Below are 15,157 nucleotides of genomic sequence, written 5' to 3' on the forward strand. Positions count from 1 at the left end.
ATTTAAAACAGGCCCATCTGGCCTGTTACCAGTGTAGCAAAGTCATCATGCAGGAAAGGAAGAATGGCGTCCGCGACCGGCTGGAGCTGGCGTTCGACATAGTGCTGATAATCCAGCGGCGAATGTCGGGTTTCCAGCGGTTCGGGGCCGTTGACGGTCATCACATAGCTAATCCAGCCACCGTTTTGGTATTGCAGCGGTCGGCCTTGCTGACGGTTATAGTCATCGGCGATTTTTGCGGCTCTGGCGTGTGGCGGCACGTTACGCTGGTAGTCATCGAGCCGACGACGCAGCCGCTTACGATAGATCAGCAGATCGTCGAACTCTCCGTTCAGGGTGCGATCAACATAATCCCGCAGCCACTCCTGATAAGGCTGTTGCTGAAAAATTAGCAGATAGAGCTGTTGTTGAAACTGCTGCGCTAGCGGTGTCCAGTCGGTCCGCACGGTTTCCAGCCCTTTGAACACCATTTTCTCGCCTTGTGGTGTGTCGATAAGCCCGGCGTAGCGTTTTTTGCTGCCTTGTTCGGCACCGCGAATGGTTGGCATCAGGAAACGGCGGAAATGGGTTTCAAACTCCAGCTCCAGTGCGCTGGTTAACTGCTGAGTGTCGTGCAGATGCTGTGTCCACCACTGGTTAACGTGCTGCACCAGCGCGTTGCCAATCGTTGTGGCTTCCTCTTCGCTATGTGCGTGTTTAAGCCAGACGAACGTGGAATCGGTATCGCCATAAATGACCTGATAGCCTTGTGCCTCGATAAGCTCGCGCGTTTTACGCATGATTTCATGGCCGCGTAAGGTGATGGAGGACGCGAGACGCGGATCGAAGAAGCGACAGCCCGTTGCACCCAGCACCCCGTAAAAGGCATTCATGATGATCTTCAATGCCTGCGACAGTGGCTTGTTGTGGGTGCGCTTCGCGGCTTCGCGCCCCTGCCAGATTTGCTCGACAATCGCGGGCAGGCAGTGCTGTTCGCGCGAGAACCACGCGCCGCGAAAGCCGGGGACGGCGTGCTGGGCGTCTGGGTTTTGCGTTCCCACCGCCAGCCCGACCGGATCGATCAGGAACGTTCGGATGATGGAAGGGTAGAGGCTCTTGTAATCCAGCACGAGCACCGAATCATACAGACCGGGGCGCGAATCCATCACAAACCCGCCTGGGCTGGCTTCAAGCGCGACGTCGCCCAGATTCGGGGCGACATAACCCATGCGATGCATGCGCGGTAAATAAAGGTGGGAAAATGCCGCGACGGAACCGCCGCTGCGGTCGGCCGCCAGACCGGTGACGCTGGCGCGCTCCAGTAAGAACGGCAGCAGTTCGGTTTTGGCGAAAATACGTGTGACCAGTTCGCAGTCCTGCAGGTTATAGCGCGCGAGTGCGGGTTTATCTTCGGCAAAGCGGCGGTCGATTTCGTCCATGCGCTGATAGGGCGTGTCGATGGCTTTGCCTTCCCCCAGCAGCGACTGTGCGACAAATTCCAGACTAAACGAAGCAAAATTCCACGTCGCGGATTTGAGCGCTTCAATACCGTCAATAATCAGGCGACCGGTGGCGCTGGCAAAGAAATGCCCCTGCTTAAAGCCGTGCTCCCGCCATTCCAGCGCTTGGCCGTTGCGCCCCAGATTGAGCGGAATGTTGTAGCGCTCGGCATGTTTCTGTAAGACGCGCAGGTCAAACTGCACCAGATTCCAGCCAATGATGGCATCGGGATCGTGCTGCTGCATCCAGACATTCAGCTTTTCCAGCAGTTGCGGGCGGCTGGCGACGTACTCCAGCGTAAAATCCTCGTGTTCGGCAGGCGTGCCGTTCGGCGGGCCGAGCATGTAAACCTGACGCTGCCCGCAGCCTTCCAGCCCAATGCAGTAAAGCTCGCCGTGGCGATTGGTTTCGATATCCAGCGACACCAGTTTGAGCGTCGGGCGGTAATCGGGGTTCGGTTTCATGCGGGCGTCCGTCAGCAGGCTATCTGACGTGGGCGTACCGCTGAACCACACGGGCGCGGTGATAAATCGCTCCATCAGAAAACGTTCCGTCGGGCGAATATCTGCTTCGTAAACCTGAACGCCGCCTTCACGCAGCAATTTTTCCAGCCGCAGTAGCTGCCGATATTGTGGGCAATACAGCCCCAGTAGCGGCTGATGGTGGAAATCCTGCATGGCGAGCGGTTTTAACTGCCAGCGTTTCTCCTGCTGTAAAAGCGTTCTTGCACGGGCTTCTTGCTGCGCGGGAATAAAGGCAACGGCCTGCTGTGGTGGCAGGCGTGCCAGCAGCGGCCCCTCATCGGTGGCCAACCAGAATTCAACCTGCGTGCCAGCTGGCGTGTCATTCCAGTGGCGGGTCAGTAGAAACCCCTGACGAACCTGAGTCACTAAGCGGCCTTTTATAGCGAGCGGGATAAGAAAGGATTGTGGGGTTAAGTATGGTTATTTATACAGGTGATGTCCAGCGACATCACCGTTTATAAGAGAAGAGGAATTTAGATTACTGCTCGTTGCCGGAGGCAGACACCACGCGGTTGCGGCCTTCCTGCTTGGCTTGATACAGGGCCTCATCCGCCAGCTTGAAGGTACGCTCGATCGACGTATCGTTGGCACCCGGTTCCCACAGAGCAACGCCTAATGAGATGGTGATATTGCCCACGACAGGAATGGTTGACTCCTCCATGCGCAGCCGTAGCCGTTCAGCAATGCTGAGTGCGACATCGAGGCTGGTTTCCGGCAGCAGGATCAAAAATTCTTCACCGCCGCTGCGGCACAGAATGTCGGAATCGCGTGAGCTGGTGCGAATAAGCTGTGAAAGATAGCGAATGACGTTGTCGCCGATATCATGACCGTAGGTGTCATTGATTCGTTTGAAGCGATCGATATCCAGAGCGATGACGGCAAAGCTTTTCTGCCCCATTTGCCAGTAGCGGAGGACGCTGTCCAACCCACGGCGGTTGAGCAGATCGGTCATGGGATCTGAGTGCGCCTCAGAACGTAACTTACCGATTTTGCGCTGGAGTAGATCGATACCCAGCAGCATGGCCTGCTTGAGCTGCGAAGCCTCGAAATACCAGGAGTGGATATTTCTGATGTCGTCGGAGACATCCGTCGCATCCATCTTGTTGGCGCTGCGTGCCAGCAGCCACAGCGGTTGGGCGATGAGACGCGCAAGCAGCCAGACGCAGAATATGGTTAACAGCGCGAGTGGAAGCGTGTGGCGCAGCACGTTCAGCATCAGGCCATCTAACGGTTTCAGCGTAATGTCGGTTGGACGGAGCGCCACGATCTGCCACTGTGAGGTAGACTCAACGGCATAGCCCGCTAACATCTTCTCACCCAGATAGTTCAGCATGTGCTGGCTACCGTTATGCTCATGTTGTGCGTCGATCTGTAGATTGTTGGTCTCTGTTTTACCAATCCGTTCCATATCGCGGTGGTACAGCATTCTTTTGTTCTTATCGGTGACATAAATATAAGAACCGTCGCGGTAGTAGTGTTTGTCTAATAGCGCATTAAGAACGCTGGGCTGTTTAAGATAGATCGATCCACCAATAAACCCTTTGTAGCGCCCATCTCGGGTGAAGATCGGCGACGATATCAACACGATTAGATTGTTGGCTGCAGATACATAGGGCTGGCTGATAAGAGGCTGTTTTTCTCTCAAGGCTTCAAGTGCGCCGTCTGTGGTCAGGCTTCTTCCGATTAACTGGAACGTATCGGGTGACGTGGCTCTGACGATGCCTTTTTCATCTGCGATAACGACCGAGTTGAAATTGCTGGTCTGTAGTCGCAGGCGGTCTGCTTCTTTAAGCAGGCTGACCTTATCATCCATCTGAGTGGCGACGATATTGGCGCTGTAGGCTAACTGCTGTTGAGATTCCTTAAAGAAGGAATGGGTCATGGCTGCGAGTTTGGTGGCGTAAACACGGTTGGCTTCCAGCGTGTTATCAATCAGCAGCTCTCGTTGGACGCGATAACTGGCATAAAAACTGTTTGCCAGTGTTACCACAGCGCTCGCCACTGCCAAGAGTAGGATAAGACGTCGTAATCCGAAATGGTTGAGGAGTTTAAAAAACATAGTGGCAGTGTGGCACAGTGGCAAAAAATGACCGCTATCATAAGTGTTGGCGCCTGCTGGTGCAAAAGAATTGAACAGAAAACTGTATTACTGAAGTGGTGCTAACGGCTTGAATTGAAAAATGATATTGCTTGTGTCTTTATGACGGGAATAGTTGATATTTATCAAAAAGTACACGTTTTCTGTACCTGAAAACCGGAATCGTTTCAACGCAGGATAGATAAATCGCGCTACATATTTTCAGCCTGATATTGCAGGGTGTTGTGCGGGCAAACAGGAACCACATTGCCTGAGAGAAGGAACCAGACGGCAATTCGGCGTGCTCGATTTTTGTATTAACCCGAATCGGCGATGGGGCGAAATCAGGAGTTGACGGCTTCTGCTATGATCCAGACAATCCTTGTTTTTATTCAATACGGGTAGGTTTTATGGAAGCGTGGCTGGATCATCTGGTTACTCAATCGTTAGCGTATTCACTGATCGCCGTCATGCTGGTTGCCTTTCTGGAATCTTTGGCTCTGGTAGGGCTGTTGTTGCCGGGGACGGTGATGATGGCAACGCTGGGGGCGCTGATCGGCAGCGGACAGATGGGGCTTTACCCGGCGTGGGCGGCCGGGATTATCGGGTGCCTGCTCGGGGACTGGATTTCCTATTTTATTGGCATGCGCTTTAAAGCTCCTCTGCATAACTGGTCTTTCCTGAAAAAGTACCAGTCGTTACTGAGTAAAACCGAATATGCGCTGTATCAGCACCCGATGCCGACGATACTGATCGGGCGCTTTGTTGGCCCGACGCGCCCGCTCATTCCGATGGTGGCGGGGATGCTGGGGCTACCGCCTTATAAATTTGCCGTACCGAATATCATCGGCTGCCTGCTGTGGCCACCGGCCTATTTCTTACCCGGTATTTTGGCTGGCGTTGCGATTGATATTCCCGCCGGGACGAACAGTGCAGGGTTTAAGTGGCTGCTGCTGATAACCGCTGTCGTGGTGTGGGTGGCAGGTTGGCTAAACTGGCGCTGGTGGCGCAGTGATAAGCGTAAGCATCGTGACTGGTTTAGCAGAAAGCTGCCGCTCAGACGTCTGCGCTGGGTCGCACCCGTGGTGTCCGTGGCGGCGGTAGTATCGCTGGTCATGCTGATTCAGCACCCGCTGATGCCGGTTTATCGTCATCTGCTATGGCAGGTGTTGAACGGGTGAGGTGGGGCAGGCCGGGACAGACCCGGCCACGCCAGCTAGCAGTAAAACTCGGCGACCTGCTCGAAAATACGCATTTCTTCACCGTGACGACGTACCTGAAGGACGTCCTCCAGTTTTTCCACCTGACTGATCATCTGTGGTAGTCGATGGTCATCTTTGACCAGTAGCCAGATGCGGCTTTCTTCACCGTTGGCCAGCGGCATACACAGAATGCCTTCCACGTTAAATGCCCGGCGGGCAAACAGGCCGCAAACGTGTGACATGACGCCGGGATGGTTGCGCACAGAGAGTTCTAGCGTGACCTGATTTGAAGTTGGTTGAGTTGACGAAGTTAGTTGAGTTGACATAGTCATTAATCTCCGATCATATCGATGTTCGCTGCGCCCGGTGGCACGATGGGTAAAACTTTCTCATTGGCGTCAATCAGTACGTGGATCAGCGTGGGACCCGACTGATTGAGCGCTTCTTGCAGGGCGGCTTGCGGATCGGATGCTGCATTCAGATCGCAGGTTGCAAAGCCGAAACCTGCGGCAATCGCGAGGAAATTGGTACTGTAACGGTAATCGGCAGCGAAGATGCGCTTCTGGAAAAACATATCCTGCTGCTGGTGAACCAGACCGAGTGACTGGTTGTTCATCAGGACGATTTTTACGTTGAGCCCTTCTTCTGCCGCAGTTGCCATTTCCTGAATGTTCATCATCAGGCTGCCATCACCCGAGAAGCACACCACGGTGCGTTCCGGCTCGGCCAGCGCAGCGCCAATCGCCGCAGGCAGGCCAAAGCCCATCGTGCCAAATCCGCCGGATGTCAGCCATTGGCGCGGACGACGCAGTGGATAAGATTGAGCCACCCACATCTGATGCTGGCCGACATCAGTGGTGATGATCGCATCATCCGTCAGCGCTCGCGCCGTGGCCTGCACCAGACCATAGTGACTTAAAGGATCGTCAGCATTTGGCATGCTGAACGGAAATTCCTGTTGCAGCCCGCTAACGGTGGCGCGCCACACGTCACGCTGTTGCGGCGTAATATGCGGCAGCAGCTGGTCCAGCGCCTGCGCGACATCCGCGTTGATCGCCACATGTGGCTGACGGATCTTGCCCAACTCTGCGGGATCGATATCGATGTGAATGATGCTGGCCTGCGGGCAAAACTGTTCTGCTTTACCAATCGCACGATCGTCAAAACGCGCACCCAGCACAATTAACAAATCTGCCTGCTGCAAGATCAGATTGGTTGATCGGGCGGCGTGCATACCCAGCATGCCGAGCGACAGGGGATGATCGACGGGCATGGCACCCAGCGCCATCAGCGTCATGGTGGTTGGCAGGCTGGAGCGTTCCGCCAGTTGAACCGCTTGTTCGTGCGCGGCGCTGCTAATGATCCCACCGCCCAGATAGAGAACCGGACGCTGAGCCGCGTTAATCATGGCTGCAGCCCGCTCGATCTCCTGCTGCGCGATGGTGGGCGGCGTATCGAGAGGAAAGACGTCTGGCAGTTCGCTCAGCTCAATGGTTGCGTTCTGAATGTCTTTTGGAATATCGATCCACACCGGGCCGGGACGACCCGACTGCGCGATGCGAAACGCTTCTGGGATCACGCGCGGCAGTTCGCTGATGTCGCGAACCAGATAGTTATGTTTGGTGATGGGAATGGAGATGCCATACGTGTCAACTTCCTGAAACGCATCGGTGCCGATCATGCTGGAAGGCACCTGGCCAGTGATACACACCAGCGGGATCGAATCCAGTTTGGCATCGGCGATGGCAGTGAGCAGGTTGGTCGCCCCCGGGCCACTGGATGCCATGCAAACGGCGGCGCTACCGCTGGCGCGCGCCATGCCTTGTGCCATAAATCCCGCCCCTTGCTCGTGGCGAGCCAGAACGTGACGGATAGTCTTACTTTGACCCAGAGCATCATATAACGGCAGAGCCGCGCCGCCGGGAATGCCCGCTACGGTGGTGATGCCCTGCTGTTCGAGCAGCCGAACAATTAACTGAGCGCCTGTATAACGCATGCTTACATCCTTCATCAGGGCCGGTGCGGTGTCGGAGCGGGGAGGGTAAAAACAAGAAACCCCGCTCGGCTGGCGCCGGCGGGGTTTGAGAATCTTCGATTCGGAACCCGTTACGGCGCGCTGCCGACGACGACCACGACTGCCACGCGCACGACGACGACCGCGTCAACATGCGCGGTGCTTAGTAGTGCTGAAGTGGAAGAAGAGTAGTGCGTCACGGGAATCCTATTTATTTATGTTGAGTTACTTATGTTGAGTTTATTTGCGTTAGTGATGGTTGGGCGTTGTATTCGAATGTGTCATCAGCCCATCACCAATTCATATAAGCACAGCAGTATAAAAAGACACAATACCTACAAGGTATAAAAACTGAATATGTCGAATTGGTCACAGTATATTGAAAATTTTACGCCGTGATTACCGCTTGATTTTTCGCCGCAGAACCAGAGAAGCGTGACTGTTTTCACAATTGGAACAGGGTTTCAATGTTATAAATTATAAAATAATCATTGGGATAGTGGGTGGTGATAAATGGGTGTGTCCCGGCTGGTAGGGAAGGGTGTATTGAGCGGTATCTTACTGATGGCAATGGGTATCGGTCAGGCAATGGCCTGTCAGGCTGGCCCTGCTAACGAATGGAAACGGGGGATTGAACAGCAGCGTCAGGCGGATTTGGGCAATGGCTGTTATCTCAATCCGATTATTGCGGGCGATCATCCCGACCCTACGATTATCAAGGATGGGGATGACTACTACATGACGTTCTCGTCATTTGACGATATCCCCGGACTGCTGATTTGGCACTCGCGCGATTTAGTGAACTGGCAGCCGCTTGGCCCGGCGATCGCGACGCCCGTTGACGCGATCTGGGCACCGGATTTGGTGAAACACGACGGCAAATATTATATCTACTTCACCACCAACCGGATTATCGACGCCAAAGGAACGAAAAAGAAAACGCTGTATGTGATTACCGCCGATGATATTCGCGGCCCGTGGACGCCGCCGAAGGATACGGGCTTGAAAAATCCGGCCAGCGATCCCGGTCATGTGGTGGGAGAGGACGGTAAACGTTACATCTTTATGTCTGGCGGCAATCGCGTGCAGTTAACCGATGACGGGCTGTCGACGGTCGGCGACATGGAGGTGGTCTATCAGGGGTGGCAATACCCGGAAGAGTGGGATGTGGAAAGCTTCTCGCAGGAAGGGCCGAAGATGCTGCGCCACGGCGACTATTTCTACATGGTGCTAGCGGAAGGTGGAACGGCGGGGCCGCCGACCGGACACATGGTGATTGCTGCGCGTTCCAAATCGATCAACGGGCCCTGGGAAAATTCCCCGCATAACCCGATTATTCGCACGCAGGATCGTTCAGAAAAGTGGTGGTCACGCGGCCATGCGACGCTGATCGAAGGGCCGGATAAAAACTGGTACATGGTGTATCACGGTTATGAAAACGGCTTTATGACGCTGGGGCGGCAGGCGATGTTGGAGCCGATCGTCTGGGGCAATGATGGCTGGTTTACGTCTGCCGGGTTTGATACCGGTAAACCGATTCGCAAACCGGCAGGGGGCGAAGCGGTGCCGCACGGTATTGGCTGGTCTGATAGCTTTACCGACGAGAAATTTCCGGCTCGCTGGCATTTTTACCGCGCCAATGCGGAAGAACTGAAACGGGTTACGCTCAGCGACGGCAAACTGCATCTTAAGGCAAAAGGCACATCGCCAAAAGACAGTGCGCCGTTGACGATGATCCCCGGCGATCAGGCTTACCAAATTGAGGTTACGGCGAATTTCGCCCCTGGCGCGCAGGCTGGCCTACTGCTGTTCTACAACGCGAAGCTGTATGTCGGGCTGTCGTTTAATCAGGATGGTACTGTCATGCACCGCTATGGGCTGGAAAGGGCGGAGAAGAAACTGCCGCACATTACAGGCAATGAGGTGCAGATTCTGATGAGAAACGATCGCCATATCGTGACGTTTTACACCCGAACGTCGGATCAGGAACCGTGGAAGAAATACCCGGTGCAGATGGAAGTATCCGGCTACCATCACAATGTCGCGTATGACTTCCTCAGCTTACGGCCCGCCTTGTATGCGTCGGGTGAGGGAGACGTGACGTTCAGCAACCTGCGTTATCAGGCGTTGCCTTAACGCTTCAATCCAAAGACGGGCGTGAAATTCCCAGGATGGCAGCCGCATCGGCGCTGCCATCCTGTAGCGCCTGGGTCGGCCCATCATAATAAATCTGTCCGTCCACGATCAGCACCGTACGCTTTGCGATCCGCATGGCATCATCCAGATTGTGAGACACCATCAACAGCGTGAACTCACGCTCCTGACACTCGCTCTCAACCAGATCGAGCATCTCCTGACGCAGCGCCGGATCGAGCGCTGAGAACGGCTCATCCAGCAGCAGAATAGGCTGGTGGCGCACCAAGCAGCGTGCCAGTGCCGCGCGCTGGCGCTGCCCGCCGGAAACCTGCGACGGTAGACGATCCAGAAGATCCGCCAGACCGACCCGATCGGCGATCTGTCGTAGCGTTTCACGCTGTGCGGCACTGAGCCGCAGGCCGGGGTGCAATCCCAGCGCGATGTTTTGCCCAATCGTTAGGTGTGGAAACAGGTTATTTTCCTGAAACAGAATCGAAACTGGCCGTTTAGCGGGAGGCGTCTCGCGGTGAGGTTCACCGTTAAGCCGTAATTCGCCGCTGTCAGCCATCAGGAAACCGGCAATCAGATTCAGCAGCGTACTTTTCCCTGCGCCGCTGGGGCCAAGGATGGCGATGCGTTCGCCCGGTTTGACGTGAAAATCAAAACGCATGGGCAAGTGCTGATAGAAGTAGGTTAATTTCTCAAGCGCGATCATGACGGCCCGCCAGTTTCTCAATCAGGGTAAATAACATGAAGCACAGCAGCATCAACAGCAGTGCTGTGACTGCACCGTCGGCGCTGCGATAGGAACCAATTTGCTGGTACAGATAGAACGGCAGCGTGCGGAACTGCTCATTGCCAAACAGCGCGATGACGCCGAAATCACCGAGCGACAGCACGCAGGCAAAGGCTAATGCTTGTGCTAACGGCTGCTTCAGTGCAGCCAGCTCGATCAGCTTCAGCCGCTGCCAGCCGCGAATATCCAGTGATGCGCAGAGTCGGTTGTAGCGCTCTGCAACGTCCAGCATCGGGTTTTCCAGCACTTTGATCGCATACGGAATTGCCATCAGTGCGTTGGTGAACACCACCAGCGCGTAGGGGGATTGCGGCAAGCCAATGCTGTTATTCAGCAGCAGGAAAAAGCCGGTTGCCAGCACAATACCGGGCATGGCGAGGATGAGCATCCCGCTCAGATTCATCAACTGCCCGTAGAGTGGCTTCTGGCGTAACTTGAGTTCGCGGCTGCTCCAAAGCAGCATCATGGTCAGCACCAGACACAGGAGCCCTGCGCCCAGAGCGATACGCAGCGAGGTAAACAGCGTTTGCCAGAGCACGGGCTGTTGCAGCACGGTAACCAGCGAGCGGTTCACGCCATCAACCACCACGGCCAGCAAGGGAGGAACGACCAGCAGCAACAGCGCGCCAATCAGCAGGCCATCGGTGAGACGGCTTAAAGCGCTATCCTGCGGGTTGCGCCAAGTGAGCTGCTGTGTGCTGCCGACGGGCAGAATACGCCCCAGCCGCTGACTTAGCAGCACCAAACCGAGACAGCAAACCATCTGAATTAACGCCAGCAGCGCCGCGCGACCCGGATCGTAATCAAAGCTTAGTGCCTGATAGATAGCCAGTTCAATCGTGGTCGCCTGCGGGCCGCCGCCCAGTGACAGAACCGTCGCAAAGCTGGCAAAGCAGAGCATAAAAATCAGTGCGCCGGTCGGTAAAATTTGTCGGCGCAGGGCAGGCCATTCCAGCAGGCGGAAATGTTGCCAGCTGTTCATGCCCAGATTTGCAGCCAGTTGGCGTTGCTCGGTAGCAATACCCTCCAGCGACTGCAACAGCAATCGGGTTGCCAGCGGCAGATTGAAGAACACATGCGCCAGCAGGATGCCCTGCAACCCATAGGGTGAAAACGTGTATTTCAGGCCAAACCCGCTCAGTACAGAGGCTAGCCAGCCCTGACGTCCATATACGCTGAGCAGGCCAAAAACGGCAACCAGCACGGGCAGCACCAGCGTCATCGCGCACAGGCGCAGTAGCCAACGGTGGCCGGGAAAACGCCGTCGATACAGCGCTCTGGCGAGAAAAATGGCCGGAACGGTAGAAAACAGCGCAGAGAGAAAGGCTTGCCAGAAGGTGAACCGAATAACATGCCAGAGATAGCTGTCATGCCATAGCGTGCGCCACTGGCTGTCGGGTGCCTGTAACCAGAGTGCACCGAAAGCCAGTGCGGCAACGGAAATTAACAGCGTTGTGGCCAGTAGCCCCGGCCACAGACGTCCGCCGATTAGTGGCTGACGGCGCGTTGCCATGCCTGAATCCACTGCGTCCTTTGGTCAGCGACTTCTTGTGCGCTGAACTGCATGGCTTTTTCCGGCACCGTGAGCGTGGCGAAGCCCGCAGGCAGGTCAGTTTTAACGGCTGGGTACATCCAGTTCGTAGTGGGGATTGCCTGCTGGAAGGTTGGGCTCAGGATGAACTGCATAAAACGTTTTGCCAGTTCGGGATTTTTGCTGGAAGCCAGCTGCCCGGCGATTTCAATTTGCAGATAGTGCCCTTCGCTGAAAGTCGCGGCTGCGTAGTTGTCTTTCTTCTCTTCAATGATGTGGTAGGCCGGTGACGTGGTATAGCTCAGCACCAGATCGGCTTCCCCTTTCAGGAACAGGCCATAGGCTTCGCTCCAGCCTTTGGTGACGGTAACGGTTTTCTTCGCCAGTTTCTGCCAGGCTTGCGGCGCCTCATCGCCGTACACTTTCTGCATCCACAGCAGCAGACCCAGACCCGGTGTGCTGGTACGTGGATCCTGATAGATCACTTTCCACGGCGCGTTGCTATCCACCAATTCATGCAGGCTTTTCGGCGGATTCTTCAGCGTGTCTTTGTTATACACAAAGGCGAAATAGCCATAATCGTAAGGGACGAAAGTCTTATTGCTCCAGCCGCCCGGCACCGTAACGGCGCTGGTGTCCAGATTGTGCGGAGCAAACAGGCCGGTTTGCTCCGCTGCCTGCAACAGGTTGTTGTCCAGCCCCAGAATGATGTCCGCTTTGCTGTTTTTACCTTCCATACGCAGCCGGTTCAGCAGTGAGGCACCATCTTCCAGCGCGACGAAATTCAGTTCGCACTCGCACTCTTTCTCAAAGGCGGTTTTGATGACAGGCCCTGGACCCCATTCGGAAGCGAATGAGTCATAGGTATAAACGGTTAGCGCAGGCTTGGCGAATGCCGAAGCAGAGAGCAGTAACAGGTAAGGCAGGCTGATTTTCAGCACGGTGGCTGAACGCTGTAGTAATTGATTTAACACTTTGCACTCCTGAGAATCATAGGGTGGCAAAGGACTTTGAGGCAGCAATGAGCAGCACTCTCAAATCCCTTCGCCGGTATTAACCGGATCAGGTTCGACGGGTATCTTCTCAGCGAAAAAATCTTCCGCACCCCGTTGAGAACGGCACATTGTAAAGGGTTAAGCCGAGCAGCGAAAGGCTCTCGGCGTTCCGGTGGCGCGAATCAGGCGGATTTAAAATCAAACGCTCCCCCAGAGACCGTTGTGTAGCCTCTGTTGTCCTGATCGTGGATATTCACCATTGCGCCGACTCTTGCTCGATTCGCGCAGTACACCAGTCGATAAAGGCGCGAATAGCTGGCGAGAGGTGGCGGCTTTGCGGGTAGAGGATGAAAATAGGTTCGAGCGGTGCCCCGATATCAGGAAACAGTCTGACAAGATGCCCATCAGCAAGCGGTTGGCGCACCATATAGCTGGCAATCCGTATTAGCCCCAAACCCGCTACGCCAGCGGCGACGTAGGCATCCGTGTCATTTACGCTGATCTGTCCTGCGAGCGGCATCGCTACGGTGTGCGCTTCATCATGAAACCCCCAGCGAGTTGAGCGGCCTGTTCGGCTGTGGATATACCCCACGGCGGTGTGCGCTTTGAGCGAATCCAATGTTGCGGGATGTCCATGCTGTTCAAGATAGCGTGGGGAGGCGCAGATATACCAATGGAACGCGCCGAGGCGTCGTGCGACCAGTCGAGATAGCGGCGGTTCTCCGGTTCTGATGACACAATCGATACCATGCTGGACAATATCCACAGTGGCATCACCCAGATGGAAGTCCAGCGTTATCCCAGGATAACGTTCACAAAAGTCGGGCAGTGCCGGAATGAGGAAGTTTTTGACCAGAGAGGGCGGCGCCCCGATTCTGATGGTTCCATTCAGCTCCCCTTTTTGCTGTGCCGTTACGCTTTCAGCCGCGTGCACATCATGCAATATCGCTTTGCAACTGTCGTAATAGCGCAGTCCAACATCCGTAATGCTGAGTGCTCGCGTCGTTCGGTTGAGTAACCGGGCACCCAGATGTGATTCGAGTTCCTTAATGCTACGGGTGACGGTGGATGGCAGAACATGCAGGGTTTCCGCCGCTTTTTTGAAACTACCCGCATCGACCACACGAATGAATATTTCCATGGCCTGAAACCGATCCATACGATGATGTCTCCATTTTGCGATGAAACGTTGCTGACCGTGTATACGGCGTATCTTCTGTGTCAGCGACCAAAACGCTTTATAGTTTGATTTTTTCAAATTATGAAGTGGTGTGGCCGAATCTTATCATATCCGCATTCTTGTATAACATAACCCCCGAACTCTGGATTTCCTTACAGTGACAAGCGTAGGCAGTCCAGAGGCATGTTAGCGCGCTGAATGTATAGGGGAATGCATACGACTCCCTATGATAGTGATAATTTGAAATTATGAAGGAGTTAAGTAATGAATGATAGCGGATCCGCGTTGAAAGATATTCTTGTGCTTGGTGCAGGGCAGCTCGGTATGGCGGTATTGCGTGCTCTCGCGCCGCGTGCACGTGCCCTGCCATTGTCGGTCACGGCACTGGTTTCACCGGGCACCATTAACGATCCGTCGGAGCAGAATAGGGCAACACTGGCCGAACTCCGTGCTCTGGGGGTTGACGTGATGGGGTTCGATCTGGCCTCGGATGAACATACCCTGACGGGGCTTTTCGGGAATTATAAGACGATAGTGAACTGCTCGGGATTCGTTGCGGGGCCTGGCACTCAGATGAAAATAACCAGAGCGGTGTTGGCTGCCAACGTAGCGCGCTATTTCCCCTGGCAGTTTGGCGTTGACTATGACGTCGTTGGTCGAAACAGCGGGCATCCGGTTTTTGATGAGCAGTACGACGTGAGGCAGTTGCTGCGTGGCCAGCAACGTACCGAATGGGTGATTGTCTCGACGGGCATGTTCACGAGTTTCCTGTTTGAACCCGCCTTTGATGTGGTGGATCTGGAACGCGGAACCCTTCACGGTCTGGGAAGTTGGGATACCAAAGTGACCGTGACAATCCCCGAAGACATTGGCTGGCTCACGACGGAAATCTTGCTGGCTGAACCACGCCTGGTTAATGAGGTGGTTTATGTGGCTGGCGACACGATTTCATACGGGCAGCTTGCTGATGTTGTTGAACATGTCACGGGAAGGGTGTTTGAGAAGACCGTATGGACGCTGGACAAATTGCGCGCAGACCTGAAGACTGCTCCAGATGACGTCATGACGCGCTACCGTGCAGCGTTCGCTTTGGGTGAGGGGATGTGGTGGGACAAATCCGGTACGTTCAATCAACGTAATGGCTACGAGACGGTCGACGTCGAGCATTTCTTACGGATGCAACTGCAAAAATAGGCAGAAGGGTGCGGTGCAATTCTCTTTGC

The 15,157-nt window shown here is 54.9% G+C and carries 11 protein-coding genes and 1 riboswitch; of the genes, 3 read left to right on the forward strand and 8 right to left on the reverse strand.

Features of this window, described 5'->3' with window-relative positions; genetic code table 11:
- Positions 1–2: 2 nt before the first annotated feature.
- Entirely contained in the window at positions 3–2,369 is a 2,367-nt protein-coding gene (locus AB8809_RS03315; RefSeq protein ID WP_349854571.1) for a DNA polymerase II, read from the reverse strand.
- A gap of 112 nt (positions 2,370–2,481) precedes the next feature.
- Positions 2,482–4,062: a sensor domain-containing diguanylate cyclase gene (locus AB8809_RS03320; protein ID WP_015841758.1), complete on the reverse strand. Its 1,581-nt coding sequence runs from the start codon at positions 4,060–4,062 to the stop codon at positions 2,482–2,484.
- Positions 4,063–4,490: 428 nt separating this feature from the next.
- On the opposite strand from AB8809_RS03320, the gene AB8809_RS03325 reads away from it, so the two are divergent.
- Positions 4,491–5,261, forward strand: a complete 771-nt coding sequence (locus AB8809_RS03325; protein ID WP_181829341.1) for a DedA family protein — start codon at positions 4,491–4,493, stop codon at positions 5,259–5,261.
- A 35-nt stretch (positions 5,262–5,296) separates the two neighbouring features.
- Here AB8809_RS03325 and ilvN read toward each other — a convergent pair whose 3' ends face one another.
- A complete protein-coding gene (gene ilvN / locus AB8809_RS03330) occupies positions 5,297–5,608 on the reverse strand; it encodes an acetolactate synthase small subunit (RefSeq protein WP_015841756.1) in 312 nt (103 codons plus the stop codon).
- 5 nt (positions 5,609–5,613) lie between these two features.
- The gene (ilvB, locus tag AB8809_RS03335) at positions 5,614–7,278 is read right to left on the reverse strand and encodes an acetolactate synthase large subunit (protein WP_349854570.1); all 1,665 of its coding nucleotides are present in this window, start codon (positions 7,276–7,278) and stop codon (positions 5,614–5,616) included.
- A 531-nt stretch (positions 7,279–7,809) separates the two neighbouring features.
- Between ilvB and AB8809_RS03340 the strand changes: the two genes are divergently transcribed.
- Positions 7,810–9,432 (forward strand): family 43 glycosylhydrolase, encoded by a 1,623-nt coding sequence (locus AB8809_RS03340; RefSeq protein WP_194431106.1) that lies wholly within the window; start codon positions 7,810–7,812, stop codon positions 9,430–9,432.
- Positions 9,433–9,436: 4 nt separating this feature from the next.
- Here the strand turns inward: AB8809_RS03340 and thiQ are convergent, their stop codons facing one another.
- The 4 genes from thiQ to AB8809_RS03360 all read right to left on the reverse strand — a co-directional run bounded on the left by thiQ (position 9,437) and on the right by AB8809_RS03360 (position 13,913).
- On the reverse strand, positions 9,437–10,147 hold the full coding sequence (gene thiQ / locus AB8809_RS03345) for a thiamine ABC transporter ATP-binding protein ThiQ (protein ID WP_332409892.1): 711 nt from the start codon (positions 10,145–10,147) through the stop codon (positions 9,437–9,439).
- On the reverse strand, positions 10,134–11,741 hold the full coding sequence (thiP, locus tag AB8809_RS03350; protein WP_342411613.1) for a thiamine/thiamine pyrophosphate ABC transporter permease ThiP: 1,608 nt from the start codon (positions 11,739–11,741) through the stop codon (positions 10,134–10,136). The genes thiQ and thiP overlap by 14 nt, the downstream gene beginning before the upstream one ends.
- On the reverse strand, positions 11,717–12,700 hold the full coding sequence (gene thiB, locus AB8809_RS03355; RefSeq protein ID WP_349854763.1) for a thiamine ABC transporter substrate binding subunit: 984 nt from the start codon (positions 12,698–12,700) through the stop codon (positions 11,717–11,719). The genes thiP and thiB overlap by 25 nt, the downstream gene beginning before the upstream one ends.
- An 80-nt stretch (positions 12,701–12,780) precedes the next feature.
- A riboswitch (TPP riboswitch) is annotated at positions 12,781–12,878 on the reverse strand.
- Between the two features lie 129 nt (positions 12,879–13,007).
- Positions 13,008–13,913, reverse strand: a complete 906-nt coding sequence (locus AB8809_RS03360; protein WP_180776776.1) for a LysR family transcriptional regulator — start codon at positions 13,911–13,913, stop codon at positions 13,008–13,010.
- A gap of 285 nt (positions 13,914–14,198) precedes the next feature.
- Between AB8809_RS03360 and AB8809_RS03365 the strand changes: the two genes are divergently transcribed.
- Complete coding sequence (locus AB8809_RS03365) at positions 14,199–15,128, forward strand: aromatic alcohol reductase (protein WP_349854569.1); 930 nt, start codon at positions 14,199–14,201, stop codon at positions 15,126–15,128.
- The last annotated feature ends 29 nt before the right edge of the window (positions 15,129–15,157 follow it).

Source organism: Pectobacterium aroidearum, from assembly GCF_041228105.1.
Lineage (GTDB): Bacteria > Pseudomonadota > Gammaproteobacteria > Enterobacterales > Enterobacteriaceae > Pectobacterium > Pectobacterium aroidearum.

What these genes read in the sequence shown, in the direction of transcription:
- AB8809_RS03325 (WP_181829341.1), top strand. Translation starts at nt 4,491, where the DNA reads ATGGAAGCGTGGCTGGATCATCTGGTTACTCAATCGTTAGCGTATTCA.
- ilvB (WP_349854570.1), bottom strand. Translation starts at nt 7,278, where the DNA reads ATGCGTTATACAGGCGCTCAGTTAATTGTTCGGCTGCTCGAACAGCAG.
- AB8809_RS03365 (WP_349854569.1), top strand. Translation starts at nt 14,199, where the DNA reads ATGAATGATAGCGGATCCGCGTTGAAAGATATTCTTGTGCTTGGTGCA.
- thiP (WP_342411613.1), bottom strand. Translation starts at nt 11,741, where the DNA reads ATGGCAACGCGCCGTCAGCCACTAATCGGCGGACGTCTGTGGCCGGGG.
- ilvN (WP_015841756.1), bottom strand. Translation starts at nt 5,608, where the DNA reads ATGTCAACTCAACTAACTTCGTCAACTCAACCAACTTCAAATCAGGTC.
- AB8809_RS03340 (WP_194431106.1), top strand. Translation starts at nt 7,810, where the DNA reads ATGGGTGTGTCCCGGCTGGTAGGGAAGGGTGTATTGAGCGGTATCTTA.
- AB8809_RS03320 (WP_015841758.1), bottom strand. Translation starts at nt 4,062, where the DNA reads ATGTTTTTTAAACTCCTCAACCATTTCGGATTACGACGTCTTATCCTA.
- thiQ (WP_332409892.1), bottom strand. Translation starts at nt 10,147, where the DNA reads ATGATCGCGCTTGAGAAATTAACCTACTTCTATCAGCACTTGCCCATG.
- AB8809_RS03360 (WP_180776776.1), bottom strand. Translation starts at nt 13,913, where the DNA reads ATGGATCGGTTTCAGGCCATGGAAATATTCATTCGTGTGGTCGATGCG.